This window comes from Paraburkholderia sp. RL17-373-BIF-A, from assembly GCF_046030175.1.
Taxonomy (GTDB): domain Bacteria; phylum Pseudomonadota; class Gammaproteobacteria; order Burkholderiales; family Burkholderiaceae; genus Paraburkholderia.
In genome coordinates this window covers 89,075-109,747 of sequence record NZ_JARESO010000008.1, presented here as the reverse complement: position 1 = coordinate 109,747, position 20,673 = coordinate 89,075, and the positions used below count along the sequence as shown (strand labels likewise).

The following is a 20,673-nucleotide window of genomic DNA, read 5'->3' as shown; positions in this document are numbered from 1 at the left end:
GCCGCTCCTGCTTCAGCACTGCGTCATGCCGGCAAAGGCGTTGCACCGCCGCTTTGCGTCGTGCGCGTTGCCAGCTTTTCAGCGTAGCGCTGCGCGGCGTCGCCGACGACGATATGGAACGTGTCCGCAGAAATCCACGCCGTATCGAGCGTCGCCAGACGTTGACGATCAACCGCCGACGGATCCCGCACGACGATACGCAGACGCGTGGCCGCCACCGCATCAAGCGACACCACGTTGCCCGCGCCGCCGAACACGGCGAGCCAGCGCAGCGGATCGGGATCGAGCGGACCGCTACCTTGAGCACCCGAAGCTGCAACCCGCGTAGCCGCCACAGCCGGAGCCGCAGCAGCAGCCACCGGCTTCACCACCTCACCACCACCCTGCGCGATCACCGTGCGGATTTCGTCCGCGATGATGTCCGCTTCCGGTCCAATGATCACCTGCACGTTGGTCGACCCGCGCTTGAGCACACCACGCGCACCGATCGTCTTCAGTTCGTTTTCAGAGACCTTGTTCGAATCGACCACCGACAGACGCAGTCGTGTCGTGCAAGCATCAACCACCGACAGATTCGACGCACCACCGAGAGCAGCGATATAACGCTGCGCACGCGGCACAGCCGCACCGGCGACCGGCGAAACGAAACCACCAGCAGCAAACGAGTCGACTTGCTCATCGGCTGCAGCGGGTTCACGGCCCGGCGTCGCCATGTTGAATTTGCGGATAAAGAAGCGGAACAGCCCGTAGTACACCACCATGTAGACGAGACCGATCGGAATCGCCCACCAGCCACGAGTCGACAGGCCGTAGTTCAGCACGTAATCGATCGCGCCAGCGGAGAACGTGAAGCCGAGGTGAATGCCGAGCGCCGAACAGATGGCGAGCGAGAGGCCCGTCAACAGCGCGTGGATCACGTACAGCACCGGTGCGAGGAACATGAAGCTGAATTCGATCGGCTCGGTCACGCCCGTCAGGAACGACGTGAGCGCCATCGAGAACAGCAGGCCGCCGACCAGCGCGCGGCGCTCCTTCGGCGCTTCATGGAACATTGCCAGACAGGCAGCCGGCAGGCCGAACATCATGACCGGGAAGAAGCCCGTCATGAAAGTGCCCGCAGTCGGATCGCCCGCGAAGAAGCGATGCAGGTCGCCCGTCACGGCGGCGCCGCCCGGCGGCGTGAACGTGCCGAACACGAACCACGTCAGCGAATTGAGGATGTGATGCAAACCCGTGACGAGCAGCAAGCGGTTCAGCACGCCGAACACGAACGCGCCGAGCGCGCCCGCGGTGGTCAGCCAGTGGCCGGCCGTATCGATCACGGCTTGCACCGGTTGCCACACGTAGCCGAACGCTATGCCGAGCACGAGGCAGACCACCCCTGTGACAATCGGCACGAAGCGTTTCCCTCCGAAGAACGCGAGGTAATCGGGCAGCTTGATGTCTTTGTATCTGTTGTACAGCAAGCCCGCGACGATACCCGCCACGATCCCGGACAACACGCCCATGTTGAGCTTGTCGTTGATGTCCTTCATCACCGCGACTTCGACCAGATAACCGATCGCGCCGGCCAGACCCGCCACGCCGTTATTGTCTTTCGCGAAGCCGACCGCCACGCCGATCGCGAACAAGAGCGGCAGGTTGTCGAAGATCGCGCCGCCGGCGTCGGCGATCATCTTGATGTTGAACACATCGGGTTGACCGAGGCGCAGCAGCAGGCCGGCAACCGGCAGCACCGCAATCGGCAGCATCAGCGCGCGTCCCAGCCGCTGAATCTTCAGAAACGGATTCCCATCCATTGACACCTCCAATCCTTGTCTCTTTGTTGAACGCCGTGATTAAACGGCGTCGTTGAGTTTTGTAGCTACGAGTAATGACTGAGCGAAGCTGGCTGCGGACCGTATGGGGTTCAGTCCAAAGGCCAGGTTTCGCGGCTTGCTGCTCTTACCGCCTGCGCCGATTCGAGCGCCAGGGCATCCTGGGCGCGTTGACGGCACAGCTGATAATCGAGGTTGCGCACCCGCGCTTTGATGCCCGGCACCGACACCGGATCCACCGAAAGCTCGGTCACGCCAAGGCCGACCAGCAGCGGCACGGCGAGCGGGTCGCCCGCCAGCGCGCCGCACACGCCGACCCATTTGCCGTGCTTGTTCGCGCCTTGCACGGTGGCCGCGATCAACCGCAGCACAGCCGGATGCAAGCCGTCCGCCTGGGCGGCGAGGTCGGCCTGGCACCGGTCCATGGCGAGCGTGTATTGCGTCAGATCGTTGGTGCCGATCGAGAGGAAATCCGCGTGTTGCGACAGTTGATCGGCAAGCAGCGCCGCCGACGGCACTTCGATCATCACGCCGACTTCGATCGGCTCCGTGCGGCCCGACTCGCGCGCGAATTCGTCGATACGCTTGCGGATACGGATCAATTCGCCGACGTCGGTCACCATCGGCAGCAGGATGCGCACGGCGCCGAGCGGCTGCACCGCCAACAGGCCGCGCAACTGATCGTCGAGCAGATCCGGACGCACTTGCGCGAGTCGGATGCCGCGCAATCCGAGCGCGGGATTCGGTTCGGGCGGCAGCGTCAGATAGTCGACTTCCTTGTCCGCGCCGACATCCAGCGTGCGGATGATCGCGGTGCGGCCGCTCAATGCGTCGACGATTCCCTGGTAGCTCTGACGATGTTCGTCCGTGGTCGGCGCAGCGGCGCGGTGAATGAACAGCAGTTCGGTGCGCAACAGGCCGACGGAATCGGCGCCGTTTTCAACGGCGGTCTTCGCGTCGTCGAGCGTGGCGATGTTCGCGGCCACTTCGATCGCGCGGCCATCGGACGTGGCCGCCGCTTGCTGCGAGGTGCGGCGATTCGCTTCGCGCACATCGGCGAGGCGAGTGCGCTCCGAGCGCGCGCGCTCGACATCGAGTTGGGTCGGCGCGAATTCGAGGCGGCCGGTCGTGGCGTTCACTACCACTTGCGTGCCTTCGGGAATCGCATGCAACGCGTCGCCGACTGCCACCAGCGCGGGAATGCCGGCCTGACGCGCGAGAATCGCCGCGTGCGAGGTCGCGCCACCGCGCGCCATCACCAAGGCGGTGACACGTGAGCGATCCAGCGTGGACAGATCGGACGGCGTGAACTCTTCAGCCGCTAGCACGGCTTCTTCCGGCAACGTGCGCGCCGCGGCGTTCGTGTAACCCAGCGCGCGCAGCACGCGCTTCTCGATGTCGCGCAGATCGGCGGCGCGTTCCGCGAGCAACGCGTCTTCGATATTCGTCAGGATGGCGATCTGTGCGCGGATCGCTTCGCGCCACGCAAAACCGGCGCTCTTGCCGAGGCTGATCAGATCACGCGCGGCGTCGAGCAGCGTCGGATCTTCGAGCAGCACGCGATGCACCGCGAAAATGCCCGCTTCGCCAACCGCGCCGCGTTGCGAGGCGTCACGGACGGTCGTGCCGAGGTCCGCATCGACGGTGGCAATCGCCTTGTCGAGCAAGCGGCTCTCCGCAGCCGACGTGCCGTTCGCTTTTTCGGGCGGATCGATGTCCGCGTCGTCCCAGCGCACCAGCTTGCCGACCGCGACGCCCGGCGCCGCGCAGACGCCGGCGAGTGTATTCGGCGCGAGCGGTTCGCCCGCCGGACGCGCAACGGCTTGCGGCGCCGGCGAGCTTTGGCGCGCCGGTTTTTCTTCGACTTCGCCGTGCGCTTCGCGCGTCAATTCATGCGCGATCGCTTCGATCGCAGCTTTTGCTTGCGGACCGACGCCGAGCAACTCGATGGTCGCGCCTTCGCCTGCACCGAGGCCCAGCAAACCGACCACGCTTTCGATCGCCGCCTTGCGTCCTTCGTAACGCACTTCGACGCGTGCGTCGAAGCCGCGTGCCGCTTCACGTGCACGCGCCGCCGGGCGTGCATGTAGACCGCCTGCGTGAACCAGCGTGACCTGCTGACGCGCTTCCTCCGTCACGTTCGTTGCACTCGCCTGGCGCGAGGCCTCGGCCGCCGCGCCGCCGCGCGCACGCAGCACCAGCAGCGGCGTTTCACCCGCCTTCAGCAAGCCGCCTTGCACACGTTCGACGATCTCGAACGCATCCGAATTGGCGATCGCGATTACCGACACGAGGCTCGGCGCATTCAGCGCGACCTGATCCTGATCGAATTCGATCAGCACATCGCCAGCGCGCACGTGAGCGCCTTGAGCGACCATCGGCGCAAAGCCCTTGCCGTTCAGTTCGACCGTATCGATACCGATATGCAGCAGAATTTCGGCGCCTTCGGCCGTGGCCAGCGTCACGGCGTGACCGGTGCGCGCGAGATGGGTGACGGTACCGTCGCACGGCGCGACGAGTCGGCCCTCGAGCGGATCGATGCCGATGCCGTCGCCGAACATGCCGCCCGAAAACACAGGGTCGGGCACGTTCGCGAGCGGCACGACCGGACCGGTCATGGGCGCGAGTAAAACAATATGGCCTTCAGAATGGCTCATCAAGCGGGACTCCTCGACACGTCGCATCTGATTTCTCGTCAGTGAGTTTCGGTGACTTTGTTGAGATGGCGCGGCGCATCGGGATTGCGCCCGCGCGCGGCGGCAAGACCGGCGGCCATCACGTAAAAGGACAGGATTGCAGCGATCGGATCGAGCGCCGCATGGGCGGTGGGTGCAAGCGGCAACGTGGCTTCCGGCACGTCAGCCGGCGCCGCGAGCAGAACGCGGGCGCCGCGCGCCTTCATATCGCGCGCGAGTTGCAGCAAGCCGGCCTGCTCGGGCCCGCGCGGTGCGAAGACCAGCAGCGGGTAGTCGCGATCGATCAATTCCATCGGACCGTGACGCACTTCCGCGCTCGAAAACGCTTCGGCCTGAATGCCGGAGGTTTCCTTCAGTTTCAGCGCGGCTTCCTGCGCGATGGCAAGACCCAAACCGCGGCCGATCACGATCATGCGCTCGACGCCGCGCAATTCCTCCACGGCTGCCGACCAGTCGAGTTCACCGGCGGCACGCAGTGCTTCGGGCAGCGTCTTCAACGCAGCGAGCAATTCGGCGTCCTGCTGCCAATGCGCGACGAGCTGCGCGGAAATCGACAGCATCGCGATATAGCTCTTGGTGGCCGCGACGCTCAATTCCGGACCGGCTTCGAGCGGCAACTCGAATTCGCACGCGTCGGCCAAGGGTGAGCCCGACACGTTCACGGCGGCAACGGTCAGCGCGCCGGCTTGGCGCAATGCCTCCATGGTGCCGACCAGGTCAGGGCTCTTACCCGACTGCGAGAACGCCAGCGCGAGTTGATCGCGCACCTGCAGCGGCGCCTGTTGCAGCGTGGCGACCGACATCGGCAGCGAGGCGACCGGCACGCCAAGGCGGCTCATCGTCAGGCTGGCGAAGTAGCTCGCCGCATGGTCGGAGCTGCCGCGCGCGACCGTCAGCGCGACATGGCGCGGCTGCTGGGCGAGCTTCGCCGCCAGCGCCTCGACGCGCGAGGTGTCCGTGAGTTGCGCGGCGACCGTATCAGCGGACGCCAGCGCCTCTTTAAGCATATTCGACAATTGCTTCTCCTTCGACGTAAGTCGCGGTCAACGCCAATTCACGATCGAACACGACCACATCGGCCCATGCACCGCGCGCGATGCGGCCGCGGTCTTCAATGCCCAGGTAGTCGGCGGCGTAGCGCGACAAACGGTTCGATACATCGGCGATCGGCAAGCCGATCGACACAAGATTGCGCAGCGCCTGATCCATGGTCAGGGTGCTGCCGGCGAGCGTGCCGTCGGCGAGACGCACGCCGCCGAGACACTTCGTCACATGCTGGCTGCCGAGGCGGTATTCGCCGTCGGGCATGCCGGTGGCCGAGGTGCTGTCCGTGACCACATAGAGACGCGGAATCGCGCGCAAGGCCGCGCGGATCGCCCCAGGATGGACGTGCAGCAGATCGGGAATGATTTCGGCGAACTCGGCGTGCGCGAGCGCCGCGCCGACGAGGCCTGGATTGCGATGGTGCAGCGGCGACATGGCGTTGAACAGATGCGTGAAGCCGCAGGCGCCGTGCTTGAGCGCGGCGACGGCATCGTCGTAAGTGCCGAGCGAATGGCCCAGTTGCACGCGCACGCCGCGCGCCGCCATTTCGGAGATGATCTCCATATGGCCGGCAATTTCCGGCGCCAGCGTCACCACGCGAATCGGCGCGATGGACAGATACTTCAGCACTTCGTCCATCACCGCGGAGACCGCCGCATCCGGTTGCGCGCCGAGCTTGCCGGGGTTGATGTACGGCCCTTCCAGATGCACGCCGAGCACGCGCGCGCCGCCTGGCGTGCGAATCCGCGCGTTGTTGCCCAACTCAGCGACGACGCTCATCAGTTCGTCGCGCGGCGCGGTCATGGTGGTGGCGAGCAGGCTGGTCGTGCCGTAACGCGCATGCGTGCGCGTGATGGTTTCGATCGCGTTGCCGCCTTCCATCACGTCGGACCCGCCGCCGCCATGCACGTGCAGATCGATGAAGCCGGGCAGGATGTACGGCGCGTCGTTCGTCGACGGATCGACGCGTTCGCCGGTGAGCGCCGTGATGCGGCCGTTTTCGTATTCGAGCGTGCCGTGAATCCACCCATCGGTGGTGAGTATGTTTCCGGTCAGCATGAGTCTCTCTGGTGAGGCGTGATACGGGGCGTGACTGAATGGCGCCTGACGGCGGCGCCGCACCTGAACTTGCGGGCTTCGCGCTCTGCTCGGTCGAGCAGTTCAGGTGCGCAATTCAGCGACAAAGTCGTAGTAATCGTCGCGGCAATAGGTGTCGGTCAGTTCGATTGCGCGCTGGTCGGCGCTATAGCCGATACGGGTAATGACCAGCAGCGCCGAGCGCGGTTCGATGTCCATCAACGAAGCGATCTCGCTCGAAGCGTTGACCGCGCGGAAGTGTTGCAAGGCACGCACGACGGCGGCGCCACGGCGTTCGAGATAGCTGTAAAGCGAGTCGCCGATGGCGTGCGGATCGGGCACGATCGCCGCCGGCAACGCCGAATGCTCGACCGCCATGACGATGCCGTCCGCGCGCCGCAGGCGCCGCAGACTCGTTACCGCCGCGCCGGGCGACAGCCCGAGGTGCACCAGCTCGTCGCGGTTGGCGGCGCGGATATCGCGCTCGAGCCACACCGAATCCGGCCGGAAACCGCGCTGCTGCATCTTCTTCGTGAAGCCGGTGAGCCGCGAAAGCGGGTCTTCGACGCGCGGCGTAATGAAGCTGCCTGCGCCGCGAGCGCGCCGGATCAACCCTTGCTCGACCAGCAACTCGATCGCCTTGCGCGCCGTGATGCGCGACACGCCGATCGCGTCCGAGAGCGTGCGCTCCGAGGGCAGCGCCTCACCGGCCGACCACACGCCGCAGTGGATCGCTGTCGCAAGATTGCGCGCGAGCTGCAAATAGAGCGGCGTGACGTTGCGGGCGTCAGGCATCAGTGCGGACCAGCGAGTTTCCATGGGGCTCCGGCGGCCTTCGCGAAAAGGTAGGCCTACGAAAAATGAGAGCCCATTATATAACCAACATAATACCAGTCAACCAACTGGTTCCATGCTGGTATGATTTGGCGCAAAGCCTTGCTGAATAAGGCTTAGAGGGGCATTCGGAGGCGCTGGAGAGGGTTTTTGGAGCCCAGGATTTACCCGTATTGGGCTTTGGGAAGGCATCTGGCCGGCTTTAAGCAGGGTTTCAGTACACTGACACTCTGCCGTGATCGATACCTTTTTAATACCAGTGCCGATCAAGCCTTTGCCGGCGTGGCTTTTGTAATGGGGTGCGTTCCAATATAGTGCTGAGTAGCAAGCTATAAAAATCCCCTGGGAGCAGCATTTGACAGATTCCGAGGCGCTGAGGCGCGCTCAGGCCGTCCGCCATTTCAACCGCTTCTATACCCGACACATTGGCGCACTGCATGAGCATTTGGCAAAGAGCGCGTTCTCATTGACCGAGGTGCGCGTACTGCACGAGCTCTCCCGCGGACGTCCTCAAACGGCCTCGGTGCTCGGGCGTTCCCTCGGTCTCGACAGCGGTTATCTCAGCCGTCTGCTGACCAGCTTCGAACGACGCGATCTGATCACGCGCCGCCCGTCCGAGACGGACGCGCGCCAGTCGCTGATCGCGCTCACGGACAGCGGCCACGCCGCGTACGCACCGCTCGATAACGCGGCGATCGAAGAAGTGTCGATACTGCTTTCCGGCCTCACGGCCCTCTCTCAGGATCAGTTGATCACCGCGATGAAGACCATCGAGCGGCTGCTCGGTGACAAGCCGCGGCACGAACTCGTGGTGCTCCGCCAGCCGCGCCCAGGTGAATGCGGCTGGCTCGTGCATCGGCAGGCGCAATGGTTCGCCGCGCAATACGACTGGGATCCATCGTTCGAGGGATTGCTCGCGCGGGTCGTCGCCGATTACACACAACGCAACGATCCGGTGCGGGAGATGTGCTGGGTCGCCGATCAGGAAGGCATGGTGGTCGGCTCGGTCTGCATCGTCGGCGTGTCGACGACGGTGGCCGGCGTGCGGCTGCTGTGGGTCGAGCCGGACGTGCAGCGGCTGGGCATCGGCACGCAGTTGCTGAGCGAATGCGTGCGCTTTGCGAGGCGCGCGGGCTATACGAAGCTCACGCTGACAACGGCCGCCTCGCTCGAACAACCACGGCGCCTGTGCGAGCGCACCGGGTTCAGGCTCGCCGGCACGGCGGCTGAGCGCCGTTTCGGCAAGGACCTGATGATCGAGCGATGGGAATTAGGCTTGTAGCAAGCGTCGCCGCTTAGAACGACGGCACCACCGAACCCTTGAACTGCGTCTTGATGAACTGGCGCACGTCTTCCGACTGGTAAGCGGCAACCAGCTTCTTGACCCACGGCTTGTCCTTGTCCTGCGTGCGCACGGCGATCAGGTTCGCGTACGGGCTATGCACGTCTTCGAGCGCGATCGCATCTTTGGTCGGCTGCAGGCCGGCGGCCAGCGCGAAGTTCGTGTTGATCGCGGCGGCGTCGACGTCCGACAGCGAGCGCGGCAGTTGTGCGGCGTCGAGTTCGACCAGTTTGATCTTCTTCGGATTGTCGGCGACGTCGAGCGGCGTCGCGTTATTGCCGTTCGTGCCCGCGCCGGTCTTCAGCTTGAGCACGCCTTGCGCTTGCAGCAACAGCAACGCGCGGTTTTCGTTCGACGGATCGTTCGGCACCGCGACCTTCGCACCTTGCGGCAGATCCTTCAGCGACTTCAGCTTCTTCGAGTAGATGCCGAGCGGCGAGATGTACGTGAGACCGGCATTGACGATCTTGTAGCCGCGCTGCTTGATCTGGCTATCGAGGTACGGCTGATGCTGGAAGCTGTTTGCGTCGAGGTCGCCGGCGTCGAGCGCGGCGTTCGGCTGCACGTAGTCGTTGAATTCGACGACCTTCACGTTCAGGCCTTCGCGCTTCGCCACTTTGGTGACGACTTCCCAGATCTGCGCGTCCGGGCCGCCGATGGTGCCGACCTTGATGACTTTGTCGTCGGCGTGCGCGCCGAAGCTGGTGAAGATCGCCGTGCTGGCGACGACTGCCGAGAGGGCTTTGAGGATGTTTCTGCGCTGCATGTGATTCTCGCTTGTTTCTAATCGATGGCTGGATCGGTGACTTGATCGACCGCTCATCGACTTCTGATCGGTGTCAGATTCGGGTGGAAGCCGACGGCGGACATTGCTTTTGACAATGCGCAGCCGACTGGACCTGAAATGGTCTCATAGTCCCGGCGAGATGGGAAATATCACGATCGCATATGGTTATGCGCGTTGAACGGCGCGGGACCGCGTGCTCATGAGAGGCACGCGGGCGCTGCAGCGGAGAATCAGAAGGTGGTCCAGTCGTCGCCGGGCGGGGTGGCTTTCACTGCCACGGTTGACGCGCGTGGCGCGGTCGAGGCGGCAGGCTTGGCGCTCGTCACATGCGCGGGCGATGCCGAGGTCGGCGCGGCGGACGCTCTGGCGGGAGCCGACAGCTTCGGCTCCGCGCGCGACAATGCCGACGCAGAGTGCAGTGCCGTGCCGATTTCGCGCATTGCCGCTGCCGTTGCGGCTGCTTGCGGCGCCGCAGCCGTCGCCGTAGCCGTCACTCTCCGCGCCGCGACCGCAGCCGAATTCTGCACGGCAACGTCCGCACTATTCACGCGAAACGCGCTCACTGTGTCACGCAGCCGCCCCGCCTGATCCTGCAACGAAGCGGCTGCGGCGGCCGCCTGCTCGACCAACGCCGCGTTCTGCTGCGTCACCTCATCCATTTGCGTGACGGCGCGCCCGACTTGCGAAATGCCGCTGCTCTGCTCTTCGGATGCCGCCGCGATCTCGCCCATGATGTCGGTGACACGCTGCACGGCTTGCAGAATTTCGCCCATCGTCCTCCCGGCTTGCTGCACCAAGGTCGAGCCGTTATGCACGCGTTCGACCGACGCGCTGATCAACTGCTTGATCTCCTTCGCCGCCGTTCCCGAGCGCTGCGCGAGGCTGCGCACCTCGCCCGCGACGACCGCGAAACCGCGGCCCTGCTCACCGGCGCGCGCCGCTTCCACGGCCGCGTTCAACGCAAGAATGTTGGTCTGAAAAGCAATGCCTTCGATCACGCCGATGATGTCCGCGATCTGCCGCGAGCTGTCGTTGATCTCGCCCATCGTGCCGATCACGCGGCTCACCACGTCGTTGCCGCGCGTCGCGATTTCGGACGCGTTATGTGCGAGTCCGCTCGCCTGCCGCGCGTTGTCGGCGTTCTGCTTGACCGTCGCGGTGAGTTCTTCCATGCTCGCCGCTGTCTCCTGCAACGAAGCCGCCTGCTGCTCGGTGCGCTGCGACAGATCGCCATTGCCGGCGGCGATCTGCTGCGTCGCCGACGCAATGGATTCGGCCGAGCGACGAATCTCGCCGATGGTCCGCTGCAAACGGTTCTGCATTTCATGCATGGCCGCCATCATGCTGGTCTTGTCCTGCGGACGAACCTCGACCACCTGCGTCAGATCGCCTTGCGCGATACTTGCCGCAAGCCGCGCCGCCTGGTCAGGTTCGCCGCCGAGGCTCGCACGTACGTTGCGGATGATCAGCACCATCGCCAGCGAGATGATCGCGCCGATCACCAGCACCACAGCCAGGTGGCCGAGCAGCGTCTCGTAGTACACCGTGTCGATGTCCTTGATGAAAACGCCGCTCGTGATGTTCCAGTCCCACGGCGCGAAACGCACCACGTAGCTGATCTTCGGCACGGCCGTTTCGCTGTGCGGCAGGCGTCCGCGATACTCCGCGAAACCACGGCCGCTCGCCTTGGCCGCGTCGACGATCGCCACGTACAGGAGCTTGCCGTCCGGGTCCTTGAAGTCGCCGACCGGCTTGCCGGTCATTTGCGGCAATGTGGGATGCATCAGCACGACGGGCTTCGAATCCATCACGAACAGGTAGCCGGATTCGCCGTAGCGCATGGTCGCTAGACGGGCGAGCGCTTCGCGCTGCGCATCGGCCTCGCTCAGCTTGCCGCTTTGCGAGAGCGCGTAATAACCGTTCACGATGCCCTGCGCGGCATCGACCAGATTCACCATGCCCGCCTTGCGCTCGGCCAGCATCGTGCTGCGCGTTTCGACCGCGCTCCACAGCCCGACGCCCAGCAGCCCCAGCCAGACGAGCGCGAGCGACAGCCATAGTTTGCGATTCAAACTCATCCTGCTCATTGTTGTGGTCTCTCTCGTGTGATTCGTGTTCCGTTCGCGGTCGCAAGCACGCGACTGCGTATCGCGCGCAAACGATTGCTATAGATATAACGGCAAGACAAACGGGCAACTTGAGAGACGCTGCAAGGAAACCAGCCGCCTGGCGAGGGCGGCGTGCGTGCAGGCAGATCACACGCGCTGAATCGTTCTCTGACCGATAATCCGAGGCTGCGGCCGCACCTTTTAGCGGCACATTCCATTGCGGAGAGAACGCCCATGTACGTCATCGACCTTACCTACACCGCACCGCTCGAACGCGTCGACGACGCGCTGGAAGCCCATCGCGCGTTTCTGACGCAGCAGTTCGAAGCAGGCGTGTTCGTCGCCGCCGGACCGAAAGTGCCGCGCGACGGCGGCATCATTCTGGCGGTGCGCATCGAGCGCGATAAGCTGGATGAGATTCTCGCCAGCGACCCGTTCGCGCAGCAGAACCTTGCGCGTTACGTGGTGACGGAGTTCAAGGCGACGCGGCTAGCGCCCGGATTGAATTTGCCGATGCCAGCTTGAGTCTTGAAGCGCAGGGAAATTTGAAAACGGGCGCGTGATACGACACGCGCCCTTACGGCTGCGCGTGTCAGTCGAGCAGCAGCTTGATGTCGTGCACCCACGGCGTTGCGCCTTGGCCGTCGCGCGCGAACAGACGCAGCTTGCCGTCCGTGTCGAACACATAGCTCGCGGCCGTGTGATCCATCGTGTAGCTGTCAGGCGTCTTGCCCGGCACCTTCGCGTAGTAGACGCGGAAGTCCTTCGTGATCTTGGTGAGCTGCGCCTGATCGGCCGGACGCAAGCCGACGAACGTCGGGTTGAACGCCGGCACGTATTGCGCGAGCAAGGCCGGCGTATCACGATCCGGATCGACGGTGACGAACAGCACCTGCACGCGCTTCGCGTCTTCCGGGCCGAGTTGCTGCAACGCTTGCGATAGCTCGGCCATGGTGGTCGGGCAAACGTCCGGGCAATGCGTGTAGCCGAAGAACAGCACCACGACCTTGCCCTTGTAGTCCGCCATGCTGCGGAGGTGGCCGGCCGTGTCGGGCAGCGAGAAGTTGCTGCCGAACTGGGTATTGCCCGTGATGTCGAGATTCTGGAACGCCGGCGGCTGCTTGCCGCAGCCTGCGACCAGCGAGGCGCCACCGAGCGCGCAAGCGATCACGGCAGCACGCGCCATGCGCGCGAAGCGGTTATTGAGCATGGTATTACGCGCCGATCAGGACGCGCGCATAGTGGTCGATCAGCAGCGCAGCGAATAGCAGCGAGAGATAGACGATCGAATAACGAAAGGTCTTGCGCGCCAGATCGTCCGAGTACTCGCGATAGATCTTCCACGCATAGGCAAGGAACACGGCGCCCAGCAGCACGGCCGACGCGAGGTACACCACGCCGCTCATGCCGGAGATGAAGGGCATCATGGTGACCGCGAACAGGATCACCGTGTACAGCAGAATATGCAGGCGCGTGTACTTCTCGCCGTGCGTGTTCGGCAGCATCGGCAGGCCGGCGTTTTCGTAGTCTTTGCGGCGATACAGCGCGAGCGCCCAGAAATGCGGCGGCGTCCACACAAAGATGATCAGCACCAGGATCCAGGCGTCGCCGGGCACGTGGCCGGTGACCGCGGCCCAGCCGAGCGCCGGGGGCATGGCGCCCGAGGCGCCGCCGATCACGATGTTCTGCGGCGTGGCAGGCTTGAGCAGCAGCGTATAGATAACGGCATAGCCGACGAACGTGGCCAGCGTGAGCCACATGGTGAGCGGATTGGCGAACGTGTAGAGCGTCCACATGCCGAGGCCGCCGAGCACGGCCGAGAACAGCAGAATCTGCGTGGTGGTGATTTCGCCGCGCGCGGACGGGCGCCACGAGGTGCGGCGCATCTTGGCGTCGATTTTCTGCTCGACGAGGCAATTGATGGCGAACGCCGCGCCGGCCAGCAACCAGATGCCGACGGTGCCGCCGATCAGGGGAGTCCACGGCACCATGCCAGGCGTCGACAGAAACATGCCGATGACGGCGCAGAACACGGCGAGTTGCGTGACGCGCGGCTTCGTCAGGGCGATGTACTGGGAGACCCGGCTACCGGGCGTTTGGGAGAGTGTTGTGCTGTCCATGTGGAGTCACGCTGGCGCGGCATCGCGCGCAGGGAGCACGGCGCGGCCGGGACGGCTATAAGCGATCCGAAAGTTTAACATAACGAGCAGAAGCAGCAGGATCGCGGCCCCACCGTTATGCGCGACCGCAATGGGCAACGGCCATTGCAGAACGATGTTCGACAGCCCGGTGATGAACTGGATCAGCACGACCAGCAGCACGCCGTTTGCGGGCCGCCGCAGCGACTCGAAGCGGCGCAGTTTGAGCGCGAACCACGCCAGATAGGCGACCACGACGATGGCGAACGTGCGGTGCGTCCAGTGGATCGCCACCAGCGCATCCTGCGTGATCATGTCGCCGTCGCCGGTCATGCCCAGCGCACGCCACAGGTGGAAGCCGTGCGCGAAATCCATCGGCGGGACCCATTGGCCGTTGCAGGTCGGGAAATCCGTGCACGCGAGCACCGCGTAGTTCGTGCTGACCCAGCCGCCCAGTGCGATCTGCGCGATCAGCAGCACGAGACCCGCGATCGCCGCCGCACGCCAGCGCGCGGCCTCGGGCTCGTAAGCGGGCAACGGCGTTTGCCGCGCGGCCAGCCAGCCGAGGGTGCCCAATAGCGCGAGCCCGAGCAGCAAGTGTGTCGTCACGATGATCGGTTGCAGCTTCATCGTCACGGTCCAGGCGCCGAACGCGCCTTGCACCAGAATCAGCAGCAACAGCGAGGTCGGCCACCACGGCGATACATGCAGCGGGCGTCGCTTGATACGCGCCGTCCACGCGATGAGGGTCTGCGCGATGATCAGCACGCCGATCGCCATCGCGAAGTAACGGTGGATCATTTCGATCCAGGCCTTCGTCATGCTGACCGGTCCGGTGGGCATCGCCTGATGTGCGGCCGCGATCGCCGCATGCGCGATGAACGGCGATGATGTGCCGTAACAGCCCGGCCAGTCCGGACAGCCAAGCCCGGAATCGGTGAGCCGCGTGAAGCCGCCGAACATCACCAGATCGAGCGTGAGGAAGGTGGTGAGCCAGACCAGCTTGCGAAATTTGTTGTCGTCGGCCCTGACCCACACGTAGGACAGCGGCAACAACGCGATACACAAGCCGATCAAAGCCAGTTGCAGTACGAACATCTCTCTTACCTATATTGCGGCGTCAGCCGATGCGCGACCATTTGAGCAGCTTGGTCAGGTCGCCTTTGATCTTGCCGGGGTTCGGATCTTTCGGGAAACGCATCATCAGATTGCCGTTCGGATCGACCAGGTAAATGTGGTCAGTGACTTTGGTGCCGCTATCCGTTGGCAGCCACGCGGACACCTGCGCCGGATCGGCGATCATCATGTCGGTGTCGGGGTAGGCCTTTTGTATCACGTCCGCGACGTTGCCTGCATCGGTGCGCAGCCATACTTCCACGACGCGCTCGCGTTCCGGGCCCTGAGCTGCGCGGATTTGTCGCATGAAGTAGAGCTTGGTGACGCACGCTTTGTCGCACGCGCTGTTGTCGACGGAAATCATCAGCCAGTGGCCGCGCAGCGTGGCGAACTTGATGGGCTTGCCATCCTCGCCGGTGACCGTGAGCGAATCGGGAATCGGGCGTTGCGGTTCGACCAGCGTGCCGTAGCTCGTGGTGCCGCCGGTCGGCCGGATCACGTAGTACGTGAAATACGACACGGCGATCGGTGCGGCGCAGATGATCGCCACTAGCAGCAGCATCCAGCGGCCGCGTTGCCACGAGCCTTTGCCGTTGGGTTGGCCGGGCGTGGCTTGAGACGTTGAGGGTTTGCCGGCTTGCGGCGAACGGGGAGATTGCGTCGACACTACTGGACCTCTATCAATGATTTGCGCGGCTTGTGACTCGAACCCTGGCCACAAACCGCATGTGCTGCGTTACACGCCCGGCGCGTGCTCTTTCTTCGCGGCGCGGCGTGCGGCATACAGGCCGAAGACCAGCGCCGCGGCCGCCATGCCCCACCACTGGAACATGTAGCCATAGTTGCGTTCGACGCCGCTAGTCGGCGCGGGCCAATCGCGCACCAGCTTGTCGCCGTCGTCGCTTAATTGCTGAATCACGAACGATTGCAGCGGCAAGCCGGTTTCCGCGGCGTACGCGGCGACATCCAGATTCTGACGGATCAGTTGATGCTCGGCCGAACCGCCCTGCCCCAACTCGTAAGCGCGCGACGCGTCGGCCCGCGCAATGCCTTCGATTTCGATGTCGCCTTGCGGCGTGGTGTACGGCGCGATGGTCTCGCGGTTGTTCATATTGCGTGGCAACCAGCCGCGATTGACCAGCACGTAACCGCCGTCGGCCAGTTTAAAAGGCATCACGACGTAAAAGCCCGGCTGATCGTTATACGGACGATTATCGAGGTAGACGACCTTGTCCGCGACGAAACTGCCACGCGCTTTCACGCGATGAAACTCGATGTCCTTCAACCGAACCGGCGCGGCGCTCACCGTTTGCGCGGGCGCGTTCTCGAACTGCGTGATGTGCGCTTCGAGCGCTTCCTTCTGATGCGCGCGGTCGCGCTGCCAGAAACCTAGCCGCACCGTCACCACGATCACCAGCAGAATCAACAGCGCGGGAACGAGGCGGAACTTCATCGCGCACGCTCCAACGTCGCCTGCGACGTCACGGGGAACGCACGGCAAACGCAGGCTCGCGGTGCGATAATAAACGTCTTGCCTCTGCGCTTCCTGGTTTCAGCCGGTTCCATGCACATTCTCGTTCCCATCGCCTTCGTCCTGATCATCGCCAGCATGGTGTCGGCGCTGTACTTCATGATGCATGACAAGGGCAAAACCAAGCGGATGGTCTGGTCGCTCGCCACGCGGGTGGGCCTGTCGATCTCGCTGTTCCTGTTCATCCTGTTCGCTCACTGGATGGGTTGGATTCAGTCGACCGGTATTCCTTACGGGCGCTGAGCCCGGCGGAAAAATCTCCACGCCGCCAAACAAAACGCCGCCCTGACAGGGTCGAGGGCGGCGCTGCATAGGTCTTGCATACTGCTCGTGCGCCGCGCCCCGAAGGGCGTGGCGCACATGGCCTGCACACATTCCGGCTTGCCGGTCGGCGCAGGCGGGACTGCGTTACAGCCAGTACACGACGACGTACAGCCCGAGCCACACGACGTCCACAAAGTGCCAATACCAGGCCGCGCCTTCGAACGCGAAGTGATGCTCCGCCGTGAAGTGACCGCGAATCATACGCGCCAGCACGACCGCCAGCATCGTGCCGCCGAGGAACACGTGGAAGCCGTGGAAGCCGGTCAGCAGGAAGAACGTCGAACCATACACGCCCGACGACAGCGTCAGATTCAGTTCGTTGTACGCGTGGAAATATTCAAAGCCTTGCAGGAACAGGAAGCAGACGCCGAGCACGAGCGTTGCAGCCAGCCAGATGATCGCTTTCTTGCGATGATCTTCACGCAACGCATGGTGCGAGACCGTCAGCGTCGCGCCCGAGGAAAGCAGCAGCGCCGTGTTGATGGTCGGCACCGGCCACGGCTGCATCGACTTGAAGGTCGAAACCAGCGCTGCCGGACCGTTGTTCGGCCACACCGCCGAGAAATCCGGCCAGATCAGCTTGTAATCAAGGCTGCCCAATTGATGCAGCGCGATCTCACGCGCATAGAACAGCGCGCCGAAGAACGCACCGAAGAACATCACTTCGGAGAAGATGAACCAGCTCATGCTCCAGCGGTACGACTTGTCGACGTTCTTGCCGTACATGCCGCCTTCCGACTCGGCGATCGCGTCGCCGAACCAGTGCCACAGCGTAAAGAGCAGCCACAACAAACCGGCGACGACGCCGATCGGCGCCCAGTCATGTTCGTTGATCCAGGCCGCAAGCGATCCGAGCATGACCAGCAACCCAACGGCGGCGCTAATCGGATGCCGCGACGGATGCGGTACGAAATAGTACGGGCTCTCGTTTTGACCGCTCATTCTTGATTCTCCACTTCAGTCCAGTTGTTCCGGAATCTCCGGCTGTATCTTCGGCGGCGCGTCGATACCGCACCGCTTCGCTCTAATTCGTGGGCGCTGTTCGCCCGATTCTACGTGTGCGTCTGGCACTTCACCCTACTACGGCCCGTACGATCAGAATCAGCACCACGATAAAAATTGCCGCGCAGATCAACGCTGCCGCGATCACGTGCAGCGGGTTCAACTGCGTGGCGTCCGCCTCCAGATCGCGACGCTTGCGCACCCCGAAAAACGACCAGAGCACCGCACGCATCGACTGACCAAAACTGCTCTTGCGCGGGCTGCCGCCGTTATCGCTCATCTCTTTTCTTCTTCCTTCGCCTGCGGCGCGAGCCGTCAGGCGGGATTGGCGGCGGTGGCCGCCGCGCGTGTATCCGTATTGGCCGTGGGTGCTGCGCTTCCGGCCGTCGCCGCTGCCGGCGTACTCAACTCAAAGAACGTGTACGACAACGTGATCGTTTTCACGTCTTTCGGCAACTTCGGATCGACCACGAACACCACCGGCAGGCGCTTCGTCTGATTCGCCGTCAACGTCTGCTGCGTAAAGCAAAAACACTCGATCTTCTTGAAGTACTCGGTGGCCTGCTTCGGCGCGTAGCTTGGAATGGCTTGCGCCTGAATCGTGCGCGCCTGTTCGTTGCTCACCTCGTACATCACCGTCGTCACTTCGCCCGGATGCACGTCGAGACTGCGCTGCTCCGGCTTGAAACCCAGCGGGCCGCGCGCGTTCGCATCGAATTCGATCGAAATCGTGCGGCTCATGTCGACCTGCGTATTCTTCGCCTCGCGCACCGTGGCGTCACGCTGTACGAGGTTGTTGATGCCGGTGATCTGGCAGATTGCGCGGTACATCGGCACCAGCGCGAAACCGAAACCGAACATCATCAACGCGACGATGAACAGCTTGATCAGCATCGAACGGTTAAAAGAGCGGTCGGCCTGAGCCGGCGGTTGCGTCGACATCTCAATCCTCAACAAACCTGCACACAGACTTGGATCAGTCCGTCAGGAAAACCACTTCTGATGGATGATGACGCTCGCGAAAAAGACCGCGGCGATTACGAACATCACAAAACCGATACGCCGGTTGCCTGCACGAATCTGTTCCGGCGTACGTCTTTCCAGTGAATTGCGCGTCATGCTCGACTTTCTGAATACCTGCTTTCGTGACTACCGGTCGACAGCCACCGCTTAGGCGGCTGTCAGGTTCTGGTGGCGATATTACTTGCGGCACCAGAACCCGCTACCTCACCAACTACCGGTTACTCGACGGTCGGCGGGTTTTCGAACGTGTGGAACGGAGCCGGGCTCGGCACGGTCCATTCGAGGCCCGTTGCGCCGTCCCACGGCTTGTCGCCAGCCTTTTCTAGTTCGCCGCCACCACGGTAGGCCGGCAGTGCAACCGCGAACAGGAAGTAGACCTGCGCCAGACCGAAGCCGAACGCGCCGATCGAGATGACCTGGTTCCAGTCCGTGAACTGTGCCGGGTAGTCAGCATAACGACGCGGCATACCTGCGAGGCCAACGAAGTGCATCGGCAGGAACGCGAGGTTGAAGAAGAACAGCGATGCCCAGAAGTGGATCTTGCCGCGCGTTTCGTTGTACATCCAGCCGGTCCACTTCGGCGCCCAGTAGTACCAGCCGGAGAACAGCGCGAAGAGCGAGCCCGCCACCAGCACGTAGTGGAAGTGCGCGACGACGAAATAAGTACCGTGATACTGGATGTCGAGCGGGGCCATTGCCAGCATGAGACCCGACAGACCACCGAACGTGAACACGATCAGGAAGCCGACCGCGAACAGCATAGGCGTCTCGAAGCTCAGCGAACCGCGCCACATCGTCGCGACCCAGTTGAACACCTTCACGCCCGTCGGTACGGCGATCAACATGGTCGCGTACATGAAGAACAGCTGGCCCGTCACCGGCATGCCGGTTGCGAACATGTGGTGCGCCCACACCATGAACGACAGAATCGCGATCGACGAGGTTGCGTACACCATCGAGCTATAGCCAAACAGCGGCTTGCGCGAGAACGCCGGAATCACCTGCGAGACGATCCCGAACGCCGGCAAGATCATGATGTACACCTCGGGGTGCCCGAAGAACCAGAAGATGTGCTGGTACATGACCGGGTCGCCGCCGCCTGCCGCGTTGAAGAACGACGTGCCGAAGTGGCGGTCGAACAGCACCATGGTGATCGCGCCTGCCAGAACCGGCATCACGGCGATCAGCAGGTAGGCGGTGATCAGCCACGTCCACACGAACATCGGCATCTTCATCAGCGTGAGGCCGGGTGCGCGCATGTTCAGGATCGTCACGACGATGTTGATCCCGCCCATGATCGACGAAGCACCCATCAAGTGGACCGCGAAAATCGCGAAGTCCATGCCCGGGCCCATCTGCGTGGAAAGCGGCGCGTAGAGCGTCCAGCCCGCGGCGGTCGCGCCGCCCGGCGAGAAGAACGAGCCGACCAGCAGGACAGCCGCCACCGGCAGAAGCCAGAAGCTGAAGTTGTTCATGCGGGCAAAAGCCATGTCCGATGCGCCGATCTGCAGCGGCACCATCCAGTTCGCGAAGCCGACGAAAGCCGGCATGATCGCGCCGAACACCATGATCAGGCCGTGCATGGTGGTCAACTGGTTGAAGAACTCGGGACGCATGATCTGCAGGCCCGGTTCGAACAGTTCTGCACGGATCATCAGCGCCATCACGCCCCCGGAGAGGAACATGGTGAACGAGAAGATCAGGTACAGCGTACCGATGTCCTTGTGATTGGTTGCGAACAGCCAACGACGCCAGCCATGCGGCGTTTCGTGGGCATGGTCGCCGTGCACGTGTTCGTGGCCTGCGACTACATCGTGTCCGATGCTAGACATGA

General features: G+C 63.5%; 20 protein-coding genes. 3 read left to right on the top strand and 17 right to left on the bottom strand.

Translation table 11 applies throughout. The features are described from left to right. Window positions 1-23: 23 nt before the first annotated feature. From nagE to P0D80_RS12400, 5 genes are all read right to left on the bottom strand, one after another. The gene (gene nagE / locus P0D80_RS12420; RefSeq protein ID WP_408178266.1) at window positions 24-1,799 is read right to left on the bottom strand and encodes an N-acetylglucosamine-specific PTS transporter subunit IIBC; all 1,776 of its coding nucleotides are present in this window, start codon (window positions 1,797-1,799) and stop codon (window positions 24-26) included. A 110-nt stretch (window positions 1,800-1,909) separates the two neighbouring features. After that, window positions 1,910-4,474 carry a phosphoenolpyruvate--protein phosphotransferase gene (ptsP, locus tag P0D80_RS12415; protein ID WP_408284165.1) on the bottom strand — a complete coding sequence of 855 codons (2,565 nt, stop codon included), beginning with the start codon at window positions 4,472-4,474 and terminating at the stop codon, window positions 1,910-1,912. Window positions 4,475-4,512: 38 nt separating this feature from the next. After that, window positions 4,513-5,520 carry an SIS domain-containing protein gene (locus P0D80_RS12410; RefSeq protein WP_408284353.1) on the bottom strand — a complete coding sequence of 336 codons (1,008 nt, stop codon included), beginning with the start codon at window positions 5,518-5,520 and terminating at the stop codon, window positions 4,513-4,515. Then, window positions 5,513-6,616, bottom strand: coding sequence for an N-acetylglucosamine-6-phosphate deacetylase (gene nagA / locus P0D80_RS12405; RefSeq protein WP_132376141.1), 1,104 nt, complete (start codon window positions 6,614-6,616; stop codon window positions 5,513-5,515). The genes P0D80_RS12410 and nagA overlap by 8 nt, the downstream gene beginning before the upstream one ends. A 102-nt stretch (window positions 6,617-6,718) precedes the next feature. Next, entirely contained in the window at window positions 6,719-7,453 is a 735-nt protein-coding gene (locus P0D80_RS12400) for a GntR family transcriptional regulator (protein WP_132376142.1), read from the bottom strand. A gap of 370 nt (window positions 7,454-7,823) precedes the next feature. Here P0D80_RS12400 and P0D80_RS12395 point away from each other — a divergent pair, with 370 nt between their 5' ends. After that, window positions 7,824-8,750, top strand: coding sequence for a bifunctional helix-turn-helix transcriptional regulator/GNAT family N-acetyltransferase (locus tag P0D80_RS12395; protein ID WP_408178264.1), 927 nt, complete (start codon window positions 7,824-7,826; stop codon window positions 8,748-8,750). Window positions 8,751-8,763: 13 nt separating this feature from the next. On the opposite strand, the gene P0D80_RS12390 is transcribed toward P0D80_RS12395, so the two are convergent. Both P0D80_RS12390 and P0D80_RS12385 read right to left on the bottom strand, forming a co-directional pair. Beyond that, the gene (locus tag P0D80_RS12390) at window positions 8,764-9,576 is read right to left on the bottom strand and encodes a MetQ/NlpA family ABC transporter substrate-binding protein (protein WP_132376144.1); all 813 of its coding nucleotides are present in this window, start codon (window positions 9,574-9,576) and stop codon (window positions 8,764-8,766) included. A 251-nt stretch (window positions 9,577-9,827) separates the two neighbouring features. Beyond that, the gene (locus tag P0D80_RS12385) at window positions 9,828-11,684 is read right to left on the bottom strand and encodes a methyl-accepting chemotaxis protein (RefSeq protein WP_408284162.1); all 1,857 of its coding nucleotides are present in this window, start codon (window positions 11,682-11,684) and stop codon (window positions 9,828-9,830) included. A 255-nt stretch (window positions 11,685-11,939) separates the two neighbouring features. Here P0D80_RS12385 and P0D80_RS12380 point away from each other — a divergent pair, with 255 nt between their 5' ends. Continuing rightward, entirely contained in the window at window positions 11,940-12,230 is a 291-nt protein-coding gene (locus P0D80_RS12380; protein WP_408284160.1) for a YciI family protein, read from the top strand. A 67-nt stretch (window positions 12,231-12,297) separates the two neighbouring features. Here the strand turns inward: P0D80_RS12380 and P0D80_RS12375 are convergent, their stop codons facing one another. The 5 genes from P0D80_RS12375 to P0D80_RS12355 all read right to left on the bottom strand — a co-directional run bounded on the left by P0D80_RS12375 (window position 12,298) and on the right by P0D80_RS12355 (window position 16,412). Beyond that, window positions 12,298-12,915 (bottom strand): SCO family protein, encoded by a 618-nt coding sequence (locus tag P0D80_RS12375; RefSeq protein WP_408284157.1) that lies wholly within the window; start codon window positions 12,913-12,915, stop codon window positions 12,298-12,300. Between the two features lie 4 nt (window positions 12,916-12,919). Next, window positions 12,920-13,825 (bottom strand): heme o synthase, encoded by a 906-nt coding sequence (gene cyoE, locus P0D80_RS12370; protein WP_132376148.1) that lies wholly within the window; start codon window positions 13,823-13,825, stop codon window positions 12,920-12,922. 6 nt (window positions 13,826-13,831) lie between these two features. Then, the gene (locus P0D80_RS12365; protein WP_408284154.1) at window positions 13,832-14,941 is read right to left on the bottom strand and encodes a COX15/CtaA family protein; all 1,110 of its coding nucleotides are present in this window, start codon (window positions 14,939-14,941) and stop codon (window positions 13,832-13,834) included. A gap of 22 nt (window positions 14,942-14,963) precedes the next feature. Continuing rightward, window positions 14,964-15,626 carry an SCO family protein gene (locus tag P0D80_RS12360; RefSeq protein WP_408178259.1) on the bottom strand — a complete coding sequence of 221 codons (663 nt, stop codon included), beginning with the start codon at window positions 15,624-15,626 and terminating at the stop codon, window positions 14,964-14,966. A 69-nt stretch (window positions 15,627-15,695) separates the two neighbouring features. Continuing rightward, window positions 15,696-16,412 carry an SURF1 family protein gene (locus P0D80_RS12355; protein WP_408284152.1) on the bottom strand — a complete coding sequence of 239 codons (717 nt, stop codon included), beginning with the start codon at window positions 16,410-16,412 and terminating at the stop codon, window positions 15,696-15,698. A gap of 111 nt (window positions 16,413-16,523) precedes the next feature. On the opposite strand from P0D80_RS12355, the gene P0D80_RS12350 reads away from it, so the two are divergent. Further along, complete coding sequence (locus P0D80_RS12350; RefSeq protein ID WP_007179452.1) at window positions 16,524-16,733, top strand: twin transmembrane helix small protein; 210 nt, start codon at window positions 16,524-16,526, stop codon at window positions 16,731-16,733. Window positions 16,734-16,898: 165 nt separating this feature from the next. Here the strand turns inward: P0D80_RS12350 and P0D80_RS12345 are convergent, their stop codons facing one another. From P0D80_RS12345 to ctaD, 5 genes are all read right to left on the bottom strand, one after another. Beyond that, window positions 16,899-17,756, bottom strand: a complete 858-nt coding sequence (locus P0D80_RS12345) for a cytochrome c oxidase subunit 3 (protein ID WP_132376152.1) — start codon at window positions 17,754-17,756, stop codon at window positions 16,899-16,901. A 130-nt stretch (window positions 17,757-17,886) separates the two neighbouring features. Then, on the bottom strand, window positions 17,887-18,096 hold the full coding sequence (locus tag P0D80_RS12340) for a DUF2970 domain-containing protein (protein WP_132376153.1): 210 nt from the start codon (window positions 18,094-18,096) through the stop codon (window positions 17,887-17,889). Between the two features lie 35 nt (window positions 18,097-18,131). Next, the gene (locus P0D80_RS12335; RefSeq protein WP_132376154.1) at window positions 18,132-18,758 is read right to left on the bottom strand and encodes a cytochrome c oxidase assembly protein; all 627 of its coding nucleotides are present in this window, start codon (window positions 18,756-18,758) and stop codon (window positions 18,132-18,134) included. Between the two features lie 42 nt (window positions 18,759-18,800). Further along, window positions 18,801-18,935, bottom strand: a complete 135-nt coding sequence (locus P0D80_RS12330) for a cytochrome oxidase small assembly protein (RefSeq protein ID WP_243658215.1) — start codon at window positions 18,933-18,935, stop codon at window positions 18,801-18,803. Window positions 18,936-19,057: 122 nt separating this feature from the next. Next, window positions 19,058-20,671 carry a cytochrome c oxidase subunit I gene (gene ctaD / locus P0D80_RS12325; protein WP_106282189.1) on the bottom strand — a complete coding sequence of 538 codons (1,614 nt, stop codon included), beginning with the start codon at window positions 20,669-20,671 and terminating at the stop codon, window positions 19,058-19,060. Between the last annotated feature and the right edge of the window lie 2 nt (window positions 20,672-20,673).

Bases quoted from the DNA above. Each gene is read 5' to 3' on its own strand.
- P0D80_RS12335 (WP_132376154.1), bottom strand. From the start codon at position 18,758: ATGTCGACGCAACCGCCGGCTCAGGCCGACCGCTCTTTTAACCGTTCG.
- P0D80_RS12365 (WP_408284154.1), bottom strand. From the start codon at position 14,941: ATGTTCGTACTGCAACTGGCTTTGATCGGCTTGTGTATCGCGTTGTTG.
- P0D80_RS12355 (WP_408284152.1), bottom strand. From the start codon at position 16,412: ATGAAGTTCCGCCTCGTTCCCGCGCTGTTGATTCTGCTGGTGATCGTG.
- nagE (WP_408178266.1), bottom strand. From the start codon at position 1,799: ATGGATGGGAATCCGTTTCTGAAGATTCAGCGGCTGGGACGCGCGCTG.
- cyoE (WP_132376148.1), bottom strand. From the start codon at position 13,825: ATGGACAGCACAACACTCTCCCAAACGCCCGGTAGCCGGGTCTCCCAG.
- P0D80_RS12400 (WP_132376142.1), bottom strand. From the start codon at position 7,453: ATGGAAACTCGCTGGTCCGCACTGATGCCTGACGCCCGCAACGTCACG.
- P0D80_RS12380 (WP_408284160.1), top strand. From the start codon at position 11,940: ATGTACGTCATCGACCTTACCTACACCGCACCGCTCGAACGCGTCGAC.
- P0D80_RS12340 (WP_132376153.1), bottom strand. From the start codon at position 18,096: ATGAGCGATAACGGCGGCAGCCCGCGCAAGAGCAGTTTTGGTCAGTCG.
- P0D80_RS12390 (WP_132376144.1), bottom strand. From the start codon at position 9,576: ATGCAGCGCAGAAACATCCTCAAAGCCCTCTCGGCAGTCGTCGCCAGC.
- P0D80_RS12330 (WP_243658215.1), bottom strand. From the start codon at position 18,935: ATGACGCGCAATTCACTGGAAAGACGTACGCCGGAACAGATTCGTGCA.
- P0D80_RS12410 (WP_408284353.1), bottom strand. From the start codon at position 5,520: ATGCTTAAAGAGGCGCTGGCGTCCGCTGATACGGTCGCCGCGCAACTC.
- P0D80_RS12375 (WP_408284157.1), bottom strand. From the start codon at position 12,915: ATGCTCAATAACCGCTTCGCGCGCATGGCGCGTGCTGCCGTGATCGCT.
- nagA (WP_132376141.1), bottom strand. From the start codon at position 6,616: ATGCTGACCGGAAACATACTCACCACCGATGGGTGGATTCACGGCACG.
- ptsP (WP_408284165.1), bottom strand. From the start codon at position 4,474: ATGAGCCATTCTGAAGGCCATATTGTTTTACTCGCGCCCATGACCGGT.
- ctaD (WP_106282189.1), bottom strand. From the start codon at position 20,671: ATGTCTAGCATCGGACACGATGTAGTCGCAGGCCACGAACACGTGCAC.
- P0D80_RS12385 (WP_408284162.1), bottom strand. From the start codon at position 11,684: ATGAGCAGGATGAGTTTGAATCGCAAACTATGGCTGTCGCTCGCGCTC.
- P0D80_RS12345 (WP_132376152.1), bottom strand. From the start codon at position 17,756: ATGAGCGGTCAAAACGAGAGCCCGTACTATTTCGTACCGCATCCGTCG.
- P0D80_RS12350 (WP_007179452.1), top strand. From the start codon at position 16,524: ATGCACATTCTCGTTCCCATCGCCTTCGTCCTGATCATCGCCAGCATG.